The sequence below is a fragment of the Methylobacterium oryzihabitans genome (genome assembly GCF_004004555.2).
GTDB lineage: Bacteria > Pseudomonadota > Alphaproteobacteria > Rhizobiales > Beijerinckiaceae > Methylobacterium > Methylobacterium oryzihabitans.
This window is the reverse complement of sequence record NZ_SACP01000003.1, coordinates 70,653-89,445: the sequence shown is the minus strand read 5'-3', so window position 1 is coordinate 89,445 and position 18,793 is coordinate 70,653. Positions and strand designations below refer to the sequence as shown.

Annotated in this window: 15 protein-coding genes; 8 read left to right on the top strand and 7 right to left on the bottom strand. The window is 72.9% G+C overall.

Annotation, left to right across the window (positions count from 1 at the left end):
* The first annotated feature begins 2 nt into the window (after positions 1 to 2).
* Together eda and EOE48_RS04370 are read left to right on the top strand one after the other, a co-directional pair.
* The gene (eda, locus tag EOE48_RS04375; protein WP_127727569.1) at positions 3 to 653 is read left to right on the top strand and encodes a bifunctional 4-hydroxy-2-oxoglutarate aldolase/2-dehydro-3-deoxy-phosphogluconate aldolase; all 651 of its coding nucleotides are present in this window, start codon (positions 3 to 5) and stop codon (positions 651 to 653) included.
* Positions 654 to 841: 188 nt separating this feature from the next.
* On the top strand, positions 842 to 1,474 hold the full coding sequence (locus EOE48_RS04370; protein WP_127727568.1) for a L,D-transpeptidase: 633 nt from the start codon (positions 842 to 844) through the stop codon (positions 1,472 to 1,474).
* Between the two features lie 51 nt (positions 1,475 to 1,525).
* On the opposite strand, the gene EOE48_RS04365 is transcribed toward EOE48_RS04370, so the two are convergent.
* Positions 1,526 to 1,900 carry a gamma-butyrobetaine hydroxylase family protein gene (locus tag EOE48_RS04365; protein WP_127727567.1) on the bottom strand — a complete coding sequence of 125 codons (375 nt, stop codon included), beginning with the start codon at positions 1,898 to 1,900 and terminating at the stop codon, positions 1,526 to 1,528.
* 180 nt (positions 1,901 to 2,080) lie between these two features.
* Between EOE48_RS04365 and moaA the strand changes: the two genes are divergently transcribed.
* From moaA to EOE48_RS04350, 3 genes are all read left to right on the top strand, one after another.
* Positions 2,081 to 3,118 (top strand): GTP 3',8-cyclase MoaA, encoded by a 1,038-nt coding sequence (gene moaA / locus EOE48_RS04360; RefSeq protein WP_127727566.1) that lies wholly within the window; start codon positions 2,081 to 2,083, stop codon positions 3,116 to 3,118.
* Positions 3,119 to 3,430: 312 nt separating this feature from the next.
* On the top strand, positions 3,431 to 5,479 hold the full coding sequence (locus EOE48_RS04355; protein WP_127727565.1) for a methyl-accepting chemotaxis protein: 2,049 nt from the start codon (positions 3,431 to 3,433) through the stop codon (positions 5,477 to 5,479).
* A gap of 146 nt (positions 5,480 to 5,625) precedes the next feature.
* Positions 5,626 to 6,624 carry an SDR family oxidoreductase gene (locus EOE48_RS04350; RefSeq protein ID WP_127727564.1) on the top strand — a complete coding sequence of 333 codons (999 nt, stop codon included), beginning with the start codon at positions 5,626 to 5,628 and terminating at the stop codon, positions 6,622 to 6,624.
* 42 nt (positions 6,625 to 6,666) lie between these two features.
* Here the strand turns inward: EOE48_RS04350 and EOE48_RS04345 are convergent, their stop codons facing one another.
* The 4 genes from EOE48_RS04345 to EOE48_RS04330 form a co-directional block, all read right to left on the bottom strand.
* The gene (locus tag EOE48_RS04345) at positions 6,667 to 7,599 is read right to left on the bottom strand and encodes a DMT family transporter (protein WP_127727563.1); all 933 of its coding nucleotides are present in this window, start codon (positions 7,597 to 7,599) and stop codon (positions 6,667 to 6,669) included.
* 277 nt (positions 7,600 to 7,876) lie between these two features.
* Entirely contained in the window at positions 7,877 to 8,098 is a 222-nt protein-coding gene (locus EOE48_RS04340; RefSeq protein ID WP_127727562.1) for a YbdD/YjiX family protein, read from the bottom strand.
* 4 nt (positions 8,099 to 8,102) lie between these two features.
* Complete coding sequence (locus EOE48_RS04335; protein WP_127727561.1) at positions 8,103 to 10,166, bottom strand: carbon starvation CstA family protein; 2,064 nt, start codon at positions 10,164 to 10,166, stop codon at positions 8,103 to 8,105.
* 146 nt (positions 10,167 to 10,312) lie between these two features.
* Entirely contained in the window at positions 10,313 to 10,978 is a 666-nt protein-coding gene (locus EOE48_RS04330; protein WP_127727560.1) for a response regulator, read from the bottom strand.
* A 685-nt stretch (positions 10,979 to 11,663) separates the two neighbouring features.
* On the opposite strand from EOE48_RS04330, the gene EOE48_RS04325 reads away from it, so the two are divergent.
* The 3 genes from EOE48_RS04325 to EOE48_RS04315 all read left to right on the top strand — a co-directional run bounded on the left by EOE48_RS04325 (position 11,664) and on the right by EOE48_RS04315 (position 15,804).
* Positions 11,664 to 12,827 (top strand): FIST N-terminal domain-containing protein, encoded by a 1,164-nt coding sequence (locus EOE48_RS04325; RefSeq protein ID WP_127727559.1) that lies wholly within the window; start codon positions 11,664 to 11,666, stop codon positions 12,825 to 12,827.
* Entirely contained in the window at positions 12,824 to 14,209 is a 1,386-nt protein-coding gene (locus EOE48_RS04320) for an ATP-binding response regulator (RefSeq protein WP_127727558.1), read from the top strand. Before EOE48_RS04325 ends, EOE48_RS04320 begins: the two co-directional genes overlap by 4 nt.
* A 425-nt stretch (positions 14,210 to 14,634) precedes the next feature.
* Positions 14,635 to 15,804 carry a lipid II:glycine glycyltransferase FemX gene (locus EOE48_RS04315; protein ID WP_127727557.1) on the top strand — a complete coding sequence of 390 codons (1,170 nt, stop codon included), beginning with the start codon at positions 14,635 to 14,637 and terminating at the stop codon, positions 15,802 to 15,804.
* A gap of 34 nt (positions 15,805 to 15,838) precedes the next feature.
* Here EOE48_RS04315 and EOE48_RS04310 read toward each other — a convergent pair whose 3' ends face one another.
* Both EOE48_RS04310 and EOE48_RS04305 read right to left on the bottom strand, forming a co-directional pair.
* Positions 15,839 to 17,386 (bottom strand): glucosamine inositolphosphorylceramide transferase family protein, encoded by a 1,548-nt coding sequence (locus EOE48_RS04310; protein WP_127727556.1) that lies wholly within the window; start codon positions 17,384 to 17,386, stop codon positions 15,839 to 15,841.
* 31 nt (positions 17,387 to 17,417) lie between these two features.
* Positions 17,418 to 18,710 (bottom strand): VpsF family polysaccharide biosynthesis protein, encoded by a 1,293-nt coding sequence (locus EOE48_RS04305; protein ID WP_127727555.1) that lies wholly within the window; start codon positions 18,708 to 18,710, stop codon positions 17,418 to 17,420.
* Between the last annotated feature and the right edge of the window lie 83 nt (positions 18,711 to 18,793).

The following is an 18,793-nucleotide window of genomic DNA, read 5'->3' as shown; positions in this document are numbered from 1 at the left end:
CCATGACCACGCCCGCCGACAGCCGGCTCCAGCGCCTCCAGGCGCTCCTCGCCGACGCCCCCGTGATCCCGGTCATCACCGTGCCGGAACTGCGCCACGCCGTTCCCCTCGCCCGCGCCCTGGTGGCGGGCGGCATCCGCACCCTCGAGATCACCCTGCGGACCCCGGTGGCCCGGGACGCCGCCCGGGCGATCATCGCCGAGGTGCCGGAGGCGGTGGTCGGGATCGGCACCGTGCTCACCCCCGACGACCTCGAGGCGGCCCGCGACCTCGGCGCCCGCTTCGCGCTGAGCCCCGGGGCGACGCCGGAGCTGCTGCGGGCCGCCGCCGCGAGCGACATGGCGTTCATGCCCGGCATCGCCACCCCGAGCGAGCTGATGCAGGTGCTCGCCGCCGGCTTCACCATCGCGAAGTTCTTCCCGGCGGTGCCGGCCGGCGGCATGGCGGCGCTGAAGGCCCTCGGCGGGCCGTTCCCGCAGGCGCGGTTCTGCCCCACCGGCGGCATCGGCGAGGCCGACGCCAAGGCGTGGCTCGGCCTGCCGAACGTGGTCGCGGTCGGCGGCTCCTGGCTGGCGCCCGAGGCCGAGATCAAGGCCGGCAACTTCGCCGCCATCACCGAACGGGCCCGGCGCACCCTCGCGGCCCTGGTCTGACCGGCTCCCCTGCGGCAACCCGGTGTGGCGCCCGAACCACGGCGCCGGCGCAACCGGTGGCGGCCCACGCGTTTAAGCTTGGCTTTAATCCAGGCGCGTTTACGGCTTGGCCATCGGTTCCGCCGCAAGGTGCGCGGCAGTCTCCGCACCTTCCCCACCATCGGACATCGGGTTCCACAGAGGGTTCCATGCGCCGTTTCGCCCCCGCCCTGGCCGGGCTCGCCTGCGCGGTCGCCGCCTGGGCGGCGCCCGCCGCCGCCTACGAGATCGACCCGCTCACCCGCCAGCCGCTCGACATGCCGCTCGCCGTCACGGTGCGCTCGCAGCCGACCGCCGCGCTGCCGGCGGATCCGCTCGACGCCACCGTGCCGAAGCTGAGCCCGATCCCCCGCGAGACCGTGGCCTATACGGGCGCCTACGCCCCCGGCACGATCGTGGTCTCGACCGCCGAGCGCCGCCTGTACTACGTGCTCGGCGGCGGCCAGGCCCTGCGCTACGGCGTCGGCGTCGGCCGGCCCGGCTTCACCTGGGCCGGCAACCAGACCGTCACCATGAAGCGCGAATGGCCGGACTGGCGCCCGCCGGCGCAGATGATCCGCCGCCGCCCCGACCTGCCGCGCTACATGAAGGGCGGGCCGGAGAACCCGCTCGGCGCCCGCGCGATGTATCTCGGCGGCTCGCTCTACCGCATCCACGGCTCGAACGAGCCGGAAACGATCGGCACCGCGGTCTCGTCCGGCTGCATCCGGATGACCAACGACGACGTCATCGACCTCTACAGCCGCGCCAAGGTCGGCTCGCGGGTGGTCGTGCTGCGCTGACGCGGACCCGATCGACACGACGCGAGGGGGCCGGCGCGAGCCGGCCCTTTCTCATGTGCGGCGGGCAGGATCGCGGCCGAGGCCGCGGCTCGCCAGTTCGGCCTCGTAGCGGGAAAAGCGCGCCGCGTGCTCCTCGCCGAGCTCGCGCAGGTAGCTCCAGGTGAACAGCCCGGTATCGTGCAGGTCGTCGAAGCTCAGCTTCACGGCGTAGTTGCCGACCGGCTCGACCGCCAGGATCTGTACCAGCCGCTTGCCGCCGAGCCACTTGCGCTCCGACGGCGCGTGCCCCTGGACCTCCGCCGACGGGCTCTCGACCCGCAGGTACTCCGCCGGCAGCGCGTAGGCGGCGCCGCCCTCGAACGCGACGTGCAGCGTGCGCTTGTCCCGGGAGAGCCGGATCTCGGTCGGCCAGCCTGCATCGTCCATCGGCGGGTGTCCTCGTCCACGAAGCCGGACCCGGTATCGGGGTCGCCCGATACCGTGCCGCACTATGCCTTGGGCGCGCTTGTCGCCCGCGCCGGAAGCCCTCATATGCAGAGGCCGCGCCCGCCGCCAGGGCGATGTCCCTGGGCGGGTGAGCGAATCACCGCCGGAATCGGAAGTGCCATGTGGGGTCCCCGCACCGACCTGACGACCGCGCCGGCCCGGCCGGCGCCGCTGATCGACCCGTTCCAGCGCGCGATCACCTATCTTCGGGTCTCGGTGACCGACCGGTGCGACCTGCGCTGCGTCTACTGCATGTCCGAGGACATGGCGTTCCTGCCCAAGCGCGACCTGCTCACGCTGGAGGAGCTCGACCGGGTCTGCACCGTTTTCGTCGAGCGCGGCGTGCGCAAGCTGCGCATCACCGGCGGCGAGCCGCTGGTGCGGCGCGACATCATGCACCTGTTCCGCGGCCTGTCGCGCCATCTCGCCTCGGGCGCCCTCGACGAACTGACCCTGACCACCAACGGGACCCGGCTCGGCCAGTACGCGGCCGAACTCGCCGCTCTCGGCGTGCGGCGCATCAACGTCTCCCTCGACACCCTCGACCCGGACAAGTTCCGGGCGATCACCCGGCGCGGCGACCTCGCGGTGGTGCTCGACGGGATCGCGGCGGCCCGGGCCGCCGGCATCAGGGTCAAGATCAACGCGGTCGCCCTCAAGGGCGTCAACGAGGACGAGATCCCGGCGATGCTCGCCTGGGCGCACGGGGCCGGCATGGACATGACGCTGATCGAGGTCATGCCGCTCGGCGACATCGAGCCCGACCGGGTCGACCAGTTCCTGCCGCTGTCGGTGGTGCGCGGGCGCCTCGCCGAGCGCCACACCCTCACGCCCCTGCCCGACCGCACCGGCGGCCCGGCCCGCTACGTGCGCGTCGAGGAGACCGGCGGCCGGCTCGGCTTCATCACGCCGCTGACCCACAATTTCTGCGAGAGCTGCAACCGGGTCCGCCTGACCTGCACCGGTCGGCTCTACATGTGCCTCGGCCAGGAGGACGCCGCCGACCTGCGCGCCGCCCTGCGGTCCTCGCCCGACGATGCCGTGGTGGCGGCGGCGATCGCCGAGGCGATCACCCGCAAGCCCAAGGGCCACGACTTCGTCATCGAGCGCGCCGCCCGCCCGGCGGTGCCGCGCCACATGAGCACCACCGGCGGCTGACCGGCCCGGACCCGTCCGGATGCCGGCCGGGCCGGCGTTGCAGGCATCGGCGCAGGCATCGGCAGTGGAGGCGGCAAGTTCAACTTCACGTTGAACCACGTGCGAACCCGTCGTTTCCACGGGCCTCGTCGCATCCGATGACCGTCGCGACTTGGCGCAACATGAGCAGGTTTCGCGTCTGGCTGCGATCGACCTCACCTCGTCTTCGCGACAAGACGATGGTATTTATCAAGTAGAATTCGGAGTCCTATTACCGGACGGTAAGATTCTACATCTATGATCGACCTCGGCTTGAAGAAGAGCGGTCGATCGATGTTGATTCTCGGAACGCTGCGGTCGCGCATCGTCGCGGTAGCGCTCATTCCCTGCCTCGCCTTCGCGGTGGTGGCGCTGCTCGCGGTCGCGGAGCGGGTCGCGCAGAGCCGGGACATGCACCGGCTCGAAGCCCTGGCCGGGCTCGCCGGCCGCGTCGGCGCCGTGACGCACGAGGTGCAGCGCGAGCGCGGCGCCAGCAGCCTGTTCCTCAACGCGCAGGGCGCACAATTCGGCGACGAGTTGGCCGCCCAGCACCGCCGCACCGACGCGGCGCTCGCCGGGCTCCGCACCGCCCTCGGTGGCCTGGACGGCGGCGGGATGGGACCCGGCTTCGACGCCCGGGCCGAGGCGCTGGAGCAGCGCCTCGCCGGGATCGCGGCGCAGCGCCGGACGGTGCTCGCCCTGTCCTCGACGCCGGCGGAGAGCATCGCCGTCTACACCGCCACCGTCGAGGCCGGCCTCGCGATGGTGCGGGAGGTGGCCCAGGTCGCCGCCGATCCGGCGGTGGCGGCCCGGGCCGCCGCGCTCTCGGCCTTCCTCGCCCTCAAGGAGGCGGCGGGCCAGGAGCGCGCGGTGCATGCGGGCATCCTGGCGAGCGGACGCCTCGACGTCGCCGGGGCGCGCCGCCTCGCCGCCGTCGCGGCCGATCAGGCCACGAATGCCGGCCTGTTCCGGGCGGCGGCCCCGCCCGAGCAGGCGGCATGGCTCGACGCCGTCGAGACCGCCGCGCCGGCCCGCGAGGTCGTGCGCCTGCGCGACCGGACCCTCGCGACGATCCCCGGGCAGGCGCTGCCCTCCACCGACGCCAGGGGCTGGTTCGCGGTGGCGAGCCAGCGCGTCGATGCGCTGAAGGAGGTCGAGGACCGCCTCGCCGCCTCCCTGGCCGGGCAGGCGGCCCTGGCCCGGGCCCGGGCCGACCGGGCGGTGCTGGTGTGGTCGGGCGCGGCTTTGGCGACGCTCGCCCTCGCCCTCGGGCTCGCCGTCGGGCTCGGCGCCGCCGTCGCCCGCCCGATGACCCGGATGAGCGCGGTGCTGGCGGCGATCGGGCGCGGCGAGACCGACATCGCCATCCCGCAGGGCGGCCCGGTCGAGATCCGCCGGCTCGCGGCGGCGGCGGAGACGTTCCGCGACAGCGTCGCCGAGGGACACCGCAACCGGGCCGCCCGCGAGCAGGCGGCGGTGCAGGAGGCCGAGCGCCAGCGCGCCGCGATGCGCGAGGTCGCCGACGGCTTCGAGCGGGCGGTCGGCAGCGTGATCGGCGCCGTCACGGCGGCGGCGACCGAGTTGCAGGCGACCGCGGAGAGCATGGCCGGGATGGCGGCCGGGACCGCCGGCCGCTCGGCCGCGGTCGCGGGGGCCGCCGAGGCGGCGGCCTCGAACGTCGGCACCGTCGCGGCGGCGGCCGAGCAGCTCGGCGCCTCGGTGCAGGAGATCGGCCGGCAGGTCGACGGTTCGACCCGGCTGGCGCGGCAAGCGGTCGCCGAGGCCACCCAGGCCGGCGACCTCGTGCGCGACCTCAGCGGCGCGGTCGGGCGCATCGGCGACGTGGTCGGGCTGATCTCGACCATCGCCGGGCAGACCAACCTGCTGGCGCTCAACGCCACCATCGAGGCGGCGCGGGCCGGCGAGGCGGGCCGCGGCTTCGCGGTGGTGGCGGCCGAGGTCAAGGCGCTCGCCAACCACACCGCCCGGGCGACCGGCGAGATCACGGCCCAGATCGGCCGCGTCCAGGGCTCGACCGATCAGGCGGTGGCGGCGATCGGCGGCATCGTCGCGCGCATCCACGAGGTCGACGCCGTCGCGACCTCGATCGCCGCGGCGGTGGAGCAGCAGGGGGCGGCGACGCAGGAGATCGTCCGCAACGTCGCCCAGGCGGCGGGCGGAACCACCGACGTGACCCACAACATCGCCGGCGTCGCAGCGGCGGCCGAGGAGACCGGCGCCGCCGCGAGCCAGGTCCTCGCCTCGGCCTCCGAGTTGTCGCGCCAGTCCGAGCACCTGTCGGCGGAGGTGCGCGACTTCCTCGGCGCCGTTCGGGCGGCGTGATCCCTGCGCTTGGGCCACAAGGTGGCGCGGGCATCCCTGCGTCACCGGAGCGGATCATCTAAGTCACTCTGCAAAAACGAATTTTCCGGTGAACGGACCGGGCGTGGGATCGTTGTGTGGCTGATTCACGCCACACGGAGGATCCGATGCCGAGCCCCCACAAGCCCCTCGACCGGCAGGTCGTCGTCATCACCGGCGCGTCGAGCGGCATCGGCCTCGCGACCGCCCGCATGGCGGCCCGGCGCGGCGCCCGGCTGGTCCTGGCCTCGCGCAACGCCGACGCCCTGGCGCAAGTGCAGGACGACCTCGGCCGCGAGGGCGCGCAGGTGACCCACCGCGTCGCCGATGTCGGCCGGCGCGAGGACGTCCAGGCGGTGGCGGATTGGGCGGTCGAGCGCTTCGGCGGGATCGACACCTGGGTCAACAACGCCGGGATCTCGATCTACGGCCGCCTGGAAGACGTCTCGGACGAGGACCACGAGCGCCTGTTCCAGATCAATTTCTGGGGCACGGTCTACGGCTCGCTGGTCGCGGTGCCGCTGCTGCGGCGCGACGGCGGCGCGCTGGTCAACGTCGGCAGCATCGCTTCCGACCTCGCGATCCCGCTCCAGGGCATGTACGCGGCGAGCAAGCACGCCATCCGCGGCTTCACCGACGCCCTGCGGATGGAGCTGGAGCAGGACGGCGCCCCGGTCTCGGTGACGCTCATCAAGCCGGCGGCGATCGACACGCCGTTCCCGCACCACGCCCGCAACTACACCGACCGCGAGCCGATGCTGCCGCCGCCGGTCTACCACCCCGACGAGGTCGCGCACGCGATCCTGCACGCCGCCGTGCATCCGCAGCGCGAGCTCATCGTCGGCGGCGGCGGGCGGGCGATGACCGGGTTCAAAAAGGTGGCGCCCGGCACCTTCGACCGGCTCGGCGGCCTGATGGCGTCGCAGCAGTTGCGGGCCGAGCCGCCGCGCGATCCCCGCGGCTCCCTGCACGGGCCGGGCGAGGACGGCCACGCCCGCGGCGACCATCCGGGCTACGTCCACCGCACCAGCGCCTACACGAGGGCGCGGACCCATCCGCTCGCCACGGGCGCGGTGCTGGCGGGCGTCGGCTTCGCGGCGGCGGCGCTGCTGCGGCGGCGGGCGTGAGGCGGGTCGCGATGTCTGGAGGGGGCTGAACCGCCCCCTGCCTCAGCGAGCGGCGCGGCTGATCCGCTCGCGGTGGGCGGTGTAGAGGCCGCTCGCGGCGATCACGGTGACGCCGAGGGCGACGTAGACGTCCGGCACGGTGCCGAACAGCGCGAAGCCGAACAGGGCGGCCCAGACGATCTGGCTGTAGGAGAACGGCACCAGGGTCGAGGCCGGGGCGTGGCGGTAGGCGATGGTGATGATCCAGTGGCCGGCGGTCGAGATGACGCCGATCATCAGCCCGATCCCGACCTGCTCCAGGTTCGGCGCCGTCCACACGAACGGGACGATGCAGGACAGGATCGCGAACCCGACCACCGCCGACCACGTCATCGTGGTCTGGGGCGCGTCGTAGCCGTTGATCTTGCGGGTGGCGACGAGAGCGCCGGCCCAGAACAGGGCCGAGCAGATCGGCAGCAGGGCGGCGGCCTGGAACGCGCCGGTGCCCGGCCGCATGATGATGACCACGCCGCACAGGCCGACGACGGCGGCGATCCAGCGCCGCATCCCGACCTTCTCGCCGAGGAAGACGATCGACAGGGCGGTGACGAAGACCGGGGCGACGAAGCCCAAAGCCGTCGCCTCGGCGATCGGCAGGAAGCGCAGGCCGGTGAGGAACAGCGCCGCCGACCCGACGATGCAGGTGCCGCGCAGGAGCTGGAGACCGGGCCGGCTGGTGCGCAGCGGAGCGCCGCCGCGGGCGCTGCGCAGGCCCGCCGCCACCAGCATCACCGCGAGGTAGCCGATGTAGCGCAGCCACGCGATCTCGAGCCCGTGCACGGAGCCGGCGAGAACCTTCGCGGTGGTGTCCGAGGTCGACAGGAACACGGTCGAGAGCACGACCAGCCCGATGCCGAGGATCGGCGCCTCCACCGACGAGGCGGAGCGGACGGGACGCGACAGGACGACGGGAAGAGCGGGAGCGAGGGTGGCCACGAGCCTGAACTGCGTTGAAGCGGGTTGGTCTTCAACGTAGCACCCGCCTCCCGAACTCAGCCGTGATGATCCCGCGGAACGGCCATGCTTCAGGATCAGCCCTGATTAAGGCCGGATTTACCGAATTGCGACAGCGGCGTGGCCTAGGTGACGGCAGGGCCTGTGCTTGCGGCGAAGTCCGGTTTGGTTCCGGCCAAGCCCTGTCGTTTTCGCCGCCGAGGTATTCCCGCAACGAACGGCGGACGATCCCGGCGGCGTGACGGCCGCCGGGTGCGGATCAGCAGCAGCGGAACCCGCCGCGGCCGCCGACCCCGTAGCGGGCGTTCTGCCGCTCGCGGAAGAACTCCGTCGGGGTCATCGGCTCGCGGTCGGGGTGGGTGCGGCGGACATGGTCGGCATAGGCGTCGTAGTTGCCCTGGCCGACCATCAGCCGCGCGCCGTCGCAGACGCATCGGGTGAGCGTCTTCCAGCGGTCGCGCAGGGTCTCGGCGGAGGTCATCACGTCACTCCGCCGGGGCCGGGACGGTGCGCGGATCGGCTTCCAGCGCGGTCCAGCGGTCGGCCCGGTAGGCCTTGAGGCAGGCCATCACGCCGAACACCACGATCGCCACCACGACGGCGACGAACATCAGCGCCAGCACGGCGTCGATGCGGTCGTTGAACACGATCTGGCGCATCTGGTCGAGGGTCTTGGCCGGGGCCAGCACCCGGTTCTCGGCGAGCGCCGTCGCGTAGCGGTCGGCATGCGCCAGGAACCCGACCCGGGGATCGGACGAGAACACCTTCAGGAGGCCCGCCGTCAGGGTGCAGGCGATGAGCCAGACGGTCGGCACGATCGTGATCCAGGCGTAGCGCTCGCGCTTCATCTTGAAGATCACGACGGTGCACAGCGTCAGCGCGATCGCCGCGAGCATCTGGTTGGAGATTCCGAACAGCGGCCACAGGGTGTTCACGCCGCCGAGGGGATCGGTGACGCCCTGGTAGAGGAAGAAGCCCCAGGCGGCGACGCAGATGCCGGTGGCGATGATGCTCGGCCCCCACGAGGCGGTGTCCTTGAACGCCGGCACCGCGACGCCGATGAGGTCCTGGAGCATGAAGCGCCCGGCCCGGGTCCCGGCATCGACCGCCGTGAGGATGAACAGCGCCTCGAACAGGATCGCGAAGTGGTACCAGAACGCCATCATGGTCTTGCCGCCGATGACGTTCGAGATGATGTGGGCCATGCCGACCGCGAGGGTCGGGGCGCCGCCGGCGCGCGAGATGATGCTGTGCTCGCCGACATCCGCCGCGGTCTGGGCGATCGTATCGGGCGTGATGGCGAAGCCCATCGCGGTCACCGCCGCGGCGGCGCTCTCGGGCGTGGTGCCGACGACCGCCGCCGGCGAGTTCATGGTGAAGTAGACGCCCGGATCGATGACGCTGGCGGCGACGAGCGCCATCACGGCGACGAACGATTCCATCAGCATGCCGCCGTAGCCGATGAAGCGGGCATTGACCTCGTTGTCGATCAGCTTCGGGGTCGTGCCCGACGAGATCAGGCTGTGGAAGCCCGAGACCGCGCCGCACGCGATGGTGATGAACAGGAACGGAAACAGGCTACCCGACCAGACCGGGCCGGTGCCGTCGACGAACTTCGTCACCGCCGGCATCTGGAGGTGGGGCGCCAGCACCAGGATGCCGAGCGCCAACCCGACGATGGTGCCGATCTTGAGGAAGGTCGAGAGGTAGTCGCGCGGGGCGAGCAGCAGCCAGACCGGCAGGATCGAGGCGACGAAGCCGTAGCCGATCAGCATCCAGCACAATTGCGTGCCGGTGAAGGTGAACATCGCGGCGAGCGTCGGGGTCTCGGCGACGGTCTGGCCGAGGATGATCGCGAGCATCAGCAGGACGAAGCCGAGGACCGAGACCTCGCCGATCTTTCCGGGGCGGATCCAGCGCGAGTAGACGCCCATCAGCAGCGCGATCGGGATCGTCGCCATGACGGTGAAGGTGCCCCACGGGCTCTCGGCGAGCGCCTTGACGACGATCAGCGACAGCACCGCCAGGATGATGACCATGATGAGGAAGGCGCCGAACAGCGCGATGATGCCGGGTATCGTGCCGAGCTCGGCCCGGATCAGCTCGCCGAGGGAGCGGCCGTCGCGGCGCATCGAGACGAACAGGACCATGAAGTCCTGCACCGCGCCGGCGAGCACGACGCCGGCGAGGATCCACAGCAGGCCCGGCAGGTAGCCCATCTGCGCGGCGAGCACCGGGCCGACGAGGGGGCCCGCGCCCGCGATGGCGGCGAAGTGGTGGCCGAACAGGACGTACTTGTCGGTCGGGACGTAGTCGAGCCCGTCGTTGTGGCGTTGCGCCGGGGTGGCCCGGTTCGCGTCGAGCTTCATCACCCGCTCGGCGATGTAGAGCGAGTAGTAGCGGTAGGCGATGAGGTAGACCGAGACCGCCGCGACCACGATCCAGAGCGCGTTGACGCTCTCGCCGCGGTTGGTCGCCACCACCGCGAGGGCGGCGGCGCCGAGCGCCCCGACCAGGGCCCAGGGGCCGTGTCTGCTGATGGCCGTCATGATGCGCGTCCCTCCCGACAGCGTCGCCGGCCCGCACGCCGGCGGGGCGGTGTTTCCGCCATCATGGACGGGTTTCAACTCATCATAAAGTCTGATCCCGCAGCGGCAGCCGGCTCGTGCGACCGCAGGCTGCGTCCGCTTGCGGTTCAGTGCGCCGGAAGGTCCGACAGGATACGGTCGTAGTCGAGGTTGGCGGTCTCGATGACGATCTGGGTGCGGCTGATGACGCCGAGCTTGCGCAGGATCTCGGAGACGTGGGCCTTGACGGTGGAATCGCCGACCCCGAGCTCGTGGGCGATCTGCTTGTTGAGCTTGCCCTGGCGGATCATCAGCAGCACCCGGACCTGCTGCGGCGTCAGCTCGGCGATGCGCTGGGCGATCGGCGGCTTGCTGCCGCGCGGGGCGGCGGCGCCGGGCTCGGCGAGCAGGCCGTCCGGCACGAAGATCGCGCCGCCCAGCACGTCGGTGATCGCCTGGGTCAGCACGGTCTTGGCGGCGGCCTTCGGCACGAAGCCGGCGGCGCCGTGGTCGAGGGCCTCGCGCACGATGCGCGGATCGTCGAGGCCGGACACGACGAGGACCGGGATGCGCGGGAAGCGGGTGCGGATCGCGATCAGCCCGTCGAAGCCGTTGACGCCGCGCATGGTGAGGTCGAGCAGGGTGAGGTCGACCGAGCGGGCGCGCGACAGCGCCTCGCAGGCGCTGTCGATGCCGTCGGCCTCGCCGATCTCGGCCTCCGGGAAGGCGAGGCGGACCGCGCTGGTCAGGGCCTCGCGGAACAGCGGGTGATCGTCGACGATCATCAGGTGCATGTCCGCTCCCTCCGCGACGGCCGCCGGCTCGTCGTCCGGAAGCCTGCCTCGGGAAGCAGTCACCTGCCCGGCCGGGCGGGTCAATCCCACCATCGCGCTCCATCCTGCCTCATCGTCGCGGTCTCCCGCCACCGCCGCGCCCTCGTCCGCTCGGCAACCGCACCGCGTCACCGCCTCGCGCGCTGCCGGAGCGAAGTTGTGTCATGTATCCGCCCGTGGGACCGGGCTAGCATGCGCGCTTCCGGGCAATCCACTGTGCTTTGGTACGGCGGCGGACACTTGCGGGTAACGGCGGCACACGAAAGGCGGCCGGGTGGGCAGCGGCGGAGCAACTTGACGGCCGGCGGCAACGGGGCTGCACCTTGGTCCAATAGGCCGTTCGGGCGGTGCGGTCCTATCGTCGTCGGGGTCAGCGGTCGGAGAGAGCATCGCCGCGCCGCAGGCGGGGCCGGGGCCGGCATCACGACGGGCACGCTTCACGCGGCGGGCCCGGCGGATCGCGGGGGCGATCGCCGCCCCGTTCCCCAGCGCAGGCGCAGTCGCCGCACCGGCTGCGCCTGCGCACCTGCGCGGGCCTCCTCCGTCGGGCGACCACCTGCCGTTGCGCCCGCGGCCCGCCCGTCGCATAATGGGTCCTCACCCGCCCGGCGCAGCCTGACGCAGCGGCGGGACAAGGGAGGACACCGTGGCGCAGAGCACGCGAACGTGCTCGCACCTGTGCGGCATCCAGACGGCCTGGACCGACGAATCCGGTGCGGACGCCGCCGTGGCGGCGATCGCGGCCGCGCTCGACCGAGGGCGGATCGCCCACCTGCTGCTGTTCTTCTCGCCGGTCTACGGGCCGGAGGCGCTCAACGACGCCCTCGCGCGGCACTTTCCGGGCACCCGGGTCGCCGGCTGCACATCGTCGGGCGAGATCAGCCCGACCGCCGGGCTCGCCCGCGGCCTCGTCGCGGTCGCGTTCCCGCACGAGGGCTTCCGGATCGCCACGACGGTCCTCGACCGGATCCGCGACCTCGACGCCGAGCGCGCGGCGAGTTCGGTGCGGCGGCTGCGCCAGGACCTCGACGGGCTCGGCGGACCGCCGGGCCACCGCTTCGCGATCTCGCTCATCGACGGCCTCGCCAATGCCGAGGAGGCGGTGATCGCCGCGGTGACCCAGGGCCTCGACGGGGTGCCGCTGGTCGGCGGCTCGGCGGGCGACGAGATGACCTTCAGCGACACCGCCCTGATCCACGACGGCGCGGTGCACCGGCGCGCGGCGATCCTGCTGCTGGCCGAGACCGACTTCCCGGTCGAGATCTTCAAGAACGACAATTTCGAGCCGACCGGCATCAAGTTCGTGGTGACCGAGACCGCCGACGGGCAGCGCACGGTGCGCGAGCTGAACGCCGAGCCGGCGGCGGCGGAGTACGCCGCGGCGCTCGGGCTCTCGCCCGACCGGCTGACGCCGTCGAGCTTCGCCGCCAACCCGCTCGTGGTGCGGGCCGGCGGCGACTATTTCTGCCGCTCGATCCGCCACCTCAACCCGGACGGCTCGCTGAGCTTCCACTGCGCCATCGACGAGGGCGTGGTGCTGACCCTGGCACGCCAGAAGGACCTGGTCGCGGCGACCCGGGACGAGCTGGCGCGGCTCGATGCCAGCCTCGGCGGGCTCGACCTCATCATCGGGTTCGAATGCGTGCTGCGCCGCCTCGACGGCGAATTGCACCGGGTCCGCCACCGCATCGCCGACCTGTACCGGCGCTACAACGTCGTCGGCTTCGAGACCTACGGCGAGCAGTTCCGCTCGATGCACCTGAACCAGACCTTCACCGGCATCGCGATCGGGCGGCCGGCCCTGTCATGACCGCCGACCGGCTGATCGCCGAGATCGCGGCGCCGGCGGACCCGGCCGCCGCCGACGAGACCGAGGCCCTGCGCCGCCGGGTCGCCAAGCTTGAGCGGATCAACGCCGCGCTGATGTCGCAGGTCGAGCGCTCGACCTCGCAGCCCGGCAGCGCCTACGCCCTGTTCCAGACCGCCGTCACCCTCGAAGGGCAGGTGCGGGCCCGGACCGAGGAGCTGACCGCGCTGATGCGCAGCCTGGAGCGCTCGAACGGGGCGCTCACCGCCGCCAAGGAGGAGGCCGAGCGCGCCAACCGCTCGAAGACCCGGTTCCTCACCGCGGCGAGCCACGACCTGCTCCAGCCCCTCAACGCCGCCCGCCTGTCGCTGTCGGCCCTGTCCGACATGACGCTCGGGGCCGAGGCGCTCGGCATCGTCGGGCAGGTCGAGCGCGGCCTGCAGACCATCGAGGACCTCATCAAGACGCTGCTCGACATCTCGAAGCTCGATGCCGGGCTGGTGCAGCCAGCGCCCCGCGCGGTGCGGGTCGCCGACGTGCTGGCCGGGGTCGAGGCGAGCTTCGGGCCGCTCGCCGCCCGAAAGGGCCTGCGCCTGACGGTACGGCCCGGCAGCGCCTGGGTGTCGAGCGACGTCGTGATGCTCCAGCGCATCGTCCAGAACCTCGTCTCGAACGCGATCCGCTACACCGTCACCGGCGGCGTGCTGGTGGCGGCGCGCCGGCGCGGCGGCGGCGTGCGCATCGACGTGATCGATTCCGGCTCCGGCATCCCGGAGGCCGACCGCGACCTCATCTTCGAGGAATTCCACCGCGGCGGGCGCGAGAGCGTCGACGGCGAGATCGCGCTGGGCCTCGGCCTGTCGATCGTGCGCCGCTCGGTCTCGGCGCTCGGCCACTCCCTCGCCCTGGCCTCGCGGGTCGGGCACGGCTCGCGCTTCAGCCTGTCCCTGCCGGCCTGCGCGCCGGAGCCGCCGCGGCCGCCGGTGGCGCTCGCCCTGCCGAGCAGCCTCGCGGGCGCCCGCATCGCGGTGATCGAGAACGACCGCGCCGCCCTGGAGGCCCTGGCCCGGCTGTTCCAGCGCTGGGACGCCTACGCGCTGGCCGCCCGCGACCACCTGAGCCTCGTGCGGCTGATGCCGGGCTCGACCTGGGGTCCGGACGCGATCATCGCCGACTACCACCTCGAGGGCGGCGCCTGCGGCCTCGACACGGTGGCGTGGCTGCGCGCCGTCCACGGCCACGACATCCCGGCGATCGTCACCACGGCCGACCATTCGGCCGAGGTCGAGGCGGCGGTGCGCGCCGCCGGCTGCGAACTGGTCCACAAGCCGATCAAGCCCGGCCAGCTCCGCGCGCTCCTGGCGCACCTGCTGCGCAAGTCCTGATCCGGCCCGGGCGCGCGAGGCGCCACGACGCGTCCTTGCATAGCACAACCTGAATTGATCTTCGGCCGTCCTGAGACGTCTCGGTCCCGCCACCGTCGAACGAGACGCCTCGTCCGGTTTCTGATTGATTGCTTCGCAATGCGGAACCCGGCTTCGCTCAAGTGCCGCGCGGGCTGGTGATACGATGTTCGGAACTGATCGTCCGAAAATCGCATCATCCATATTCGGGCCCGATCCATCGCGCCATTCCGCCGTTGTCCCGATATCGGCACGGCATCTGCTCCCAGTCGTCGCGATCGGGAGAGATCGTCGCGATCTGACGCTACGGCAGACGAAGTTGCCCGCAACGGCACAACCCGCCCTGCGTTCGATCCGCGACTGTCTTTCCTTGGGTCATGTCTCGCTGATGCCCGAGGAGGTCCTCCGTGTCCGATGCCGCCGTCCTGTCCGACTTCGCGTCCTCGCATGCCGCCGTCCCGGCCGGCGGCCCGTCGATCGCGGTCGACGGCCTCACCCCCGCGGCCTGGGACCGGCTCACCGGCCGGTTCGCCGACGTCAGCCGCTTCCAGACCGCCGCCTATGCCGACGGCCTGCGCGGCCCCGGCCGGATGAGCCACCTCGTGCTGCTGCGGGACGGCGACCCCGTGGCCGGGGCGCGGGTGGCGCTGATGCGCCCGCCCGGCCTCCCGGTCGGCGTCGCCTACGTCAAGGGCGGGCCGTTCTGGCGCCGGCACGGCCGGGCCGCCGACCCGGACGTCTACCGGGAGATCCTCGTCGCGCTCCGGGCCGAGTACGGCGACCGGCGCGGGCTGTGCCTCACCGTCTGCCCCTCCCCTCACCCGGACTACCAGGAGATCGAGGCGGCGCTGCTGCGCGAGAGCGGGTTCCGCCGGAACCGCGACGGCGCCGGCAACGACAGCTTCCTGATGCGGCTCGGGCCCGACGCGGCGGCCCTGCGGGCCGACCTGTCGCAGAAGTGGCGCTACAACCTGAAGCTCGCCGAGCGCAACGGGCTGACCGTGCGGTTCCGGGACCCGATGGAGGCGCTGCCGGAGTTCCACGCCCTCCACGACGCCCTCGTCGCCCGCAAGCGGTTCGTCGGCCGCGAGGCGCTGCACACGCTGCCGGCGCTGTTCCGGCAGTTGCCGCCCGAGCGCGTCCTCGTGGCGACGGTCGCCCATGACGGTGAGACGGTCGCGGCGGCGATCGTGATCGCGGGCGGGGACGTCGCCCATTACCTGTTCGGCGCCACCGCCGATGCGGGCCTGTCGCTCCGGGCGGGCTACGCCCTGCACTGGGGGATCGCGTGCCGCCTCGCCGCGTCCGGGGCGGCGTGGTACGACCTCGGCACCGGGATCGGCAATCCGGGCCTGCGCCTGTTCAAGCAGGGGCTGGTCGGGCGCAGCGGCCGCGTCCTCGCCTCGGCCGGCGAGTTCGACCATGCCGCGACGCCGCGCGCCATCCTCGGCGGCCGGCTGCTCTACGGCCTGCGCGACATCCGGGTGCGGACCTCGGGCCAGTACGCGCACGCGCGCACGCGGCTTCAGGCCGGCCTGCGGCGGATCGCGCCGGCGCGGAGCGTGGCCGGCGCCTGAGAGCGGATCGCGCCGCCCGCGGCCGCGGGCGGCCTCAGAACAGCCCGTCGATCACCTCGATGCCGCCGCCGCGGTTGAGAGTGTGGAGGCCGGCCGTCGCCCAAGGCCCGCCGGGGCGCAGCACCGTCTCGAGGCTCTGGCGGTACTCGGTCGGGGTGAGGCGGTCGATCCGGCACAGCGACAGGGCGGAGCCGTAGCCGCCGGTGGCGTCCTGGGCCGGGCGCCAGAGGTGCCCGCCCTTGCGGTAGAGCGCGCCGCCGGGCCGGGCCGCGCGCAGGTCGACCACGACCGGGTTCTGCGGGTGCGGCGTCCACGGGCCGAGCAGGTCGGGCGCGCTGAACAGGCTCAGGGTGTCGCGCACCGAGGATTGCCAGGGATGGGTGCCGGCGAACATCCACCACGTCCCGCGCATCCGCGTGAGCGTCACGTCCGAGGCCGCGATGCCGTCGAGGAGGATTGCGACACGCTCCCAGCGGTCGGGCAGCCGGGTGGCCCGGTACAGCTCGACCCGGCGGCAGGACGAGCTTTCCGGGATCATGTAGTGGGCGCCGGCATGGGCGAACACGAACGGGTAGGAGAGGTGGTGCGCCTCCTCGATCACCGGGCGCGGCGTGCCGATGCGGCCGTCGGGGCCGATCTCGGCGGCCGAGATCAGGCCCTTGCCGCCGGCGTAGCCGTATTCCTCGACGAACAGGAACCGCCGTCCGGCCTCGGCGAGGACGAACGGGTCGGCGTAGTAGCGCCGGCCGTCGTCGGGCAGCACCGCGTAGCCCCCCGGGACCTGCCCGGTGCGGCCGGTGAAGTCGGCCTCGCCCGACAGCGGCCGCCAGCCGACGCGCCAGTGCGGCGCCGTCGTGCACAGGCGGGTCAGGCGGGCGGCGAGCTTGGCGGCGGCGGTGCGGGCCAGGAAGGCGCCGAGCGCGGCCGCGCCCGGCCGGGCCGACCGCGCCCGCACTGCGACGCCGGCCCGGCGCTCGGGCGCGGCGAGAGGACCGAGCGCCTCGGCGAGGCAGAGGCTCAGGACCGTGCTGAACACCCGGTTGAGGCTGCGGGTCAGAACCGTCCGGCACTCCGCCGCCGGCAGCAGGTCGGCGTCGGCGCGATGCGGGCTGCCGGCGAGGCGCAGCCGCACCGGCTCGCCGGCCAGCAGGGCGTCGAGGAGCGCGTCGTCCCCCGCCAGGCCGCCGTAGAGCGGCTGCAGGCACGGCCCGCCCGCCGCGCAGGGGTCGCCGGTGAGATCGATCACGAGGTCGGGCCCGCCCTCCGGCCCGGACGCGACCTTCGGCCCGAACGCCCGCAGGTCCCCCGGATCGACGAGGTCGGCCGCCTGCTCGCCGCGCAGCCGGTAGATCTGACGCTCCAGGGACAGCAGCAGACGCAGGGCCGGCGGCAGCGGATGCCCGGGCCCGAACGCCACCGCGACCTGCCCGATTCCGGCCCGCGCCAGCGCGTCGAGAAGCCAGAGCTGCCAGCGCCAGATCCGGTCCGGATCGAGGCGGACGGTCACCCGGCGAGCCGGAACCGGCGGCGACTGGGGCGACGCCTCCCGGTCGGGGGACCGCATCAGGCTCAGCGGCGACATGGCGAGGCGACCGGACGGGGACGGCGGAGGGTCATGCGGCGCCGCTCCTTGGCGCGAGGGGATTTTTGGGCGCGAGGGGATTCCTGGACGCGAGGGGGTGCGGCGGGTGGAAGGCGATCGCCAGCGTCACGATGAGGAACATCGCGGTCGTCTTGGTCGACAGGCCGTTGTTGCTGAGCGCCACCGCGAAGAACGCGACCACGGCCATCACCACGCTGCCGGGGGAGCCGGCGACGAGCACCCGCATCAGCCGGGCGAGCATGCCGAGGAACAGGGCGGCGCCGATCAACCCGAACTGGACCGCGAACACCACGAAGGAGCTCTCGATGAACGGCAGGCCGAAGCGTTCGTTGACGATCTTGAGCACCGCGTTGATGTCGGTGCCGAGCAGGATCTCGCCCCAGGACAGGAACCGGAACACGCCGTAGACGTCGACCCGCGCCATCGCGTTCTCGTCGGCGATGCCGCCGCCGAAGCGGCCGAGCGCCCCCGCGGCCGCGAGGACCGCGAGGAGGACGGGGGCGAGCAGCACCACCCCGAGCCCGGCGAGGAGCCGCCGCTGCCGGCGCTGCTCGGGCGGCAGGCCGGCGCCGGCGCCGTGGACGAGTAGCCCGGCGGCGCAGGCTCCGGTGACCATCGTGGCGAGCCGCGCCCCCGAGGCGACGCAGCCGGCGACGAGGATCGCCGACGCGGCGGCCCGCCCGAGCGGGCGCCAGTCCGACGCCGCGACGAAGCCGAGGCCGGCCGTGCACCACAGGCCGAGCTCGAGCGGGTGCGAGGTCAGGGCGGTGGGCCGGAAGACCGCCTCGCTCTCGCTGAACGGCATCAGCCGGACCCGCAGCAGGAACTCGGCGATGCCGACGAGCGCCGAGAGCACGACGTAGCCGAGCAGCAGATGGCCGAAGCCGCGCCGCCACGCCGCCGGAAACGCGAACAGCACCGCCAGCACGATCAGGGTGACGTAGCTGTCGAGGAGGTAGCCGACCGACGCGCTGCGCCCCGACAGGCCGGCGACCACGAGGAGCGCGCTCGCCACCGCGCAGAACCCGAGGAGCGCCCGCACCGCGCGCAGTTCCCAGGCGTCGAGCGCCACGCGGACGGTCGCGAAGGTGACGGCCGCGACGGCGAGCAGGCCCCAGAACGCGGGGTGGATCTTCTCGACTATCGTGCCGCCCTCGGCGGTGTAGTTGATGACGAGGTCGAGAACCCGCCCGTTCAGCCCGATCCGCATCAGGATCAGGGCCGCGGCCGTCAGAAAGAGCGCAGAGTACAGCGGGGTCGCCGTCTCGTCTCCGGTCCACGCCTGCCGTCCGGTTCCGCTCATCGCGCGAGAGTGACCCTGGTGTTCCCGAAGTCGCGACGCCCCGGACGGTCCCGATCACGCACGACCCATCTGCCGACGACTTC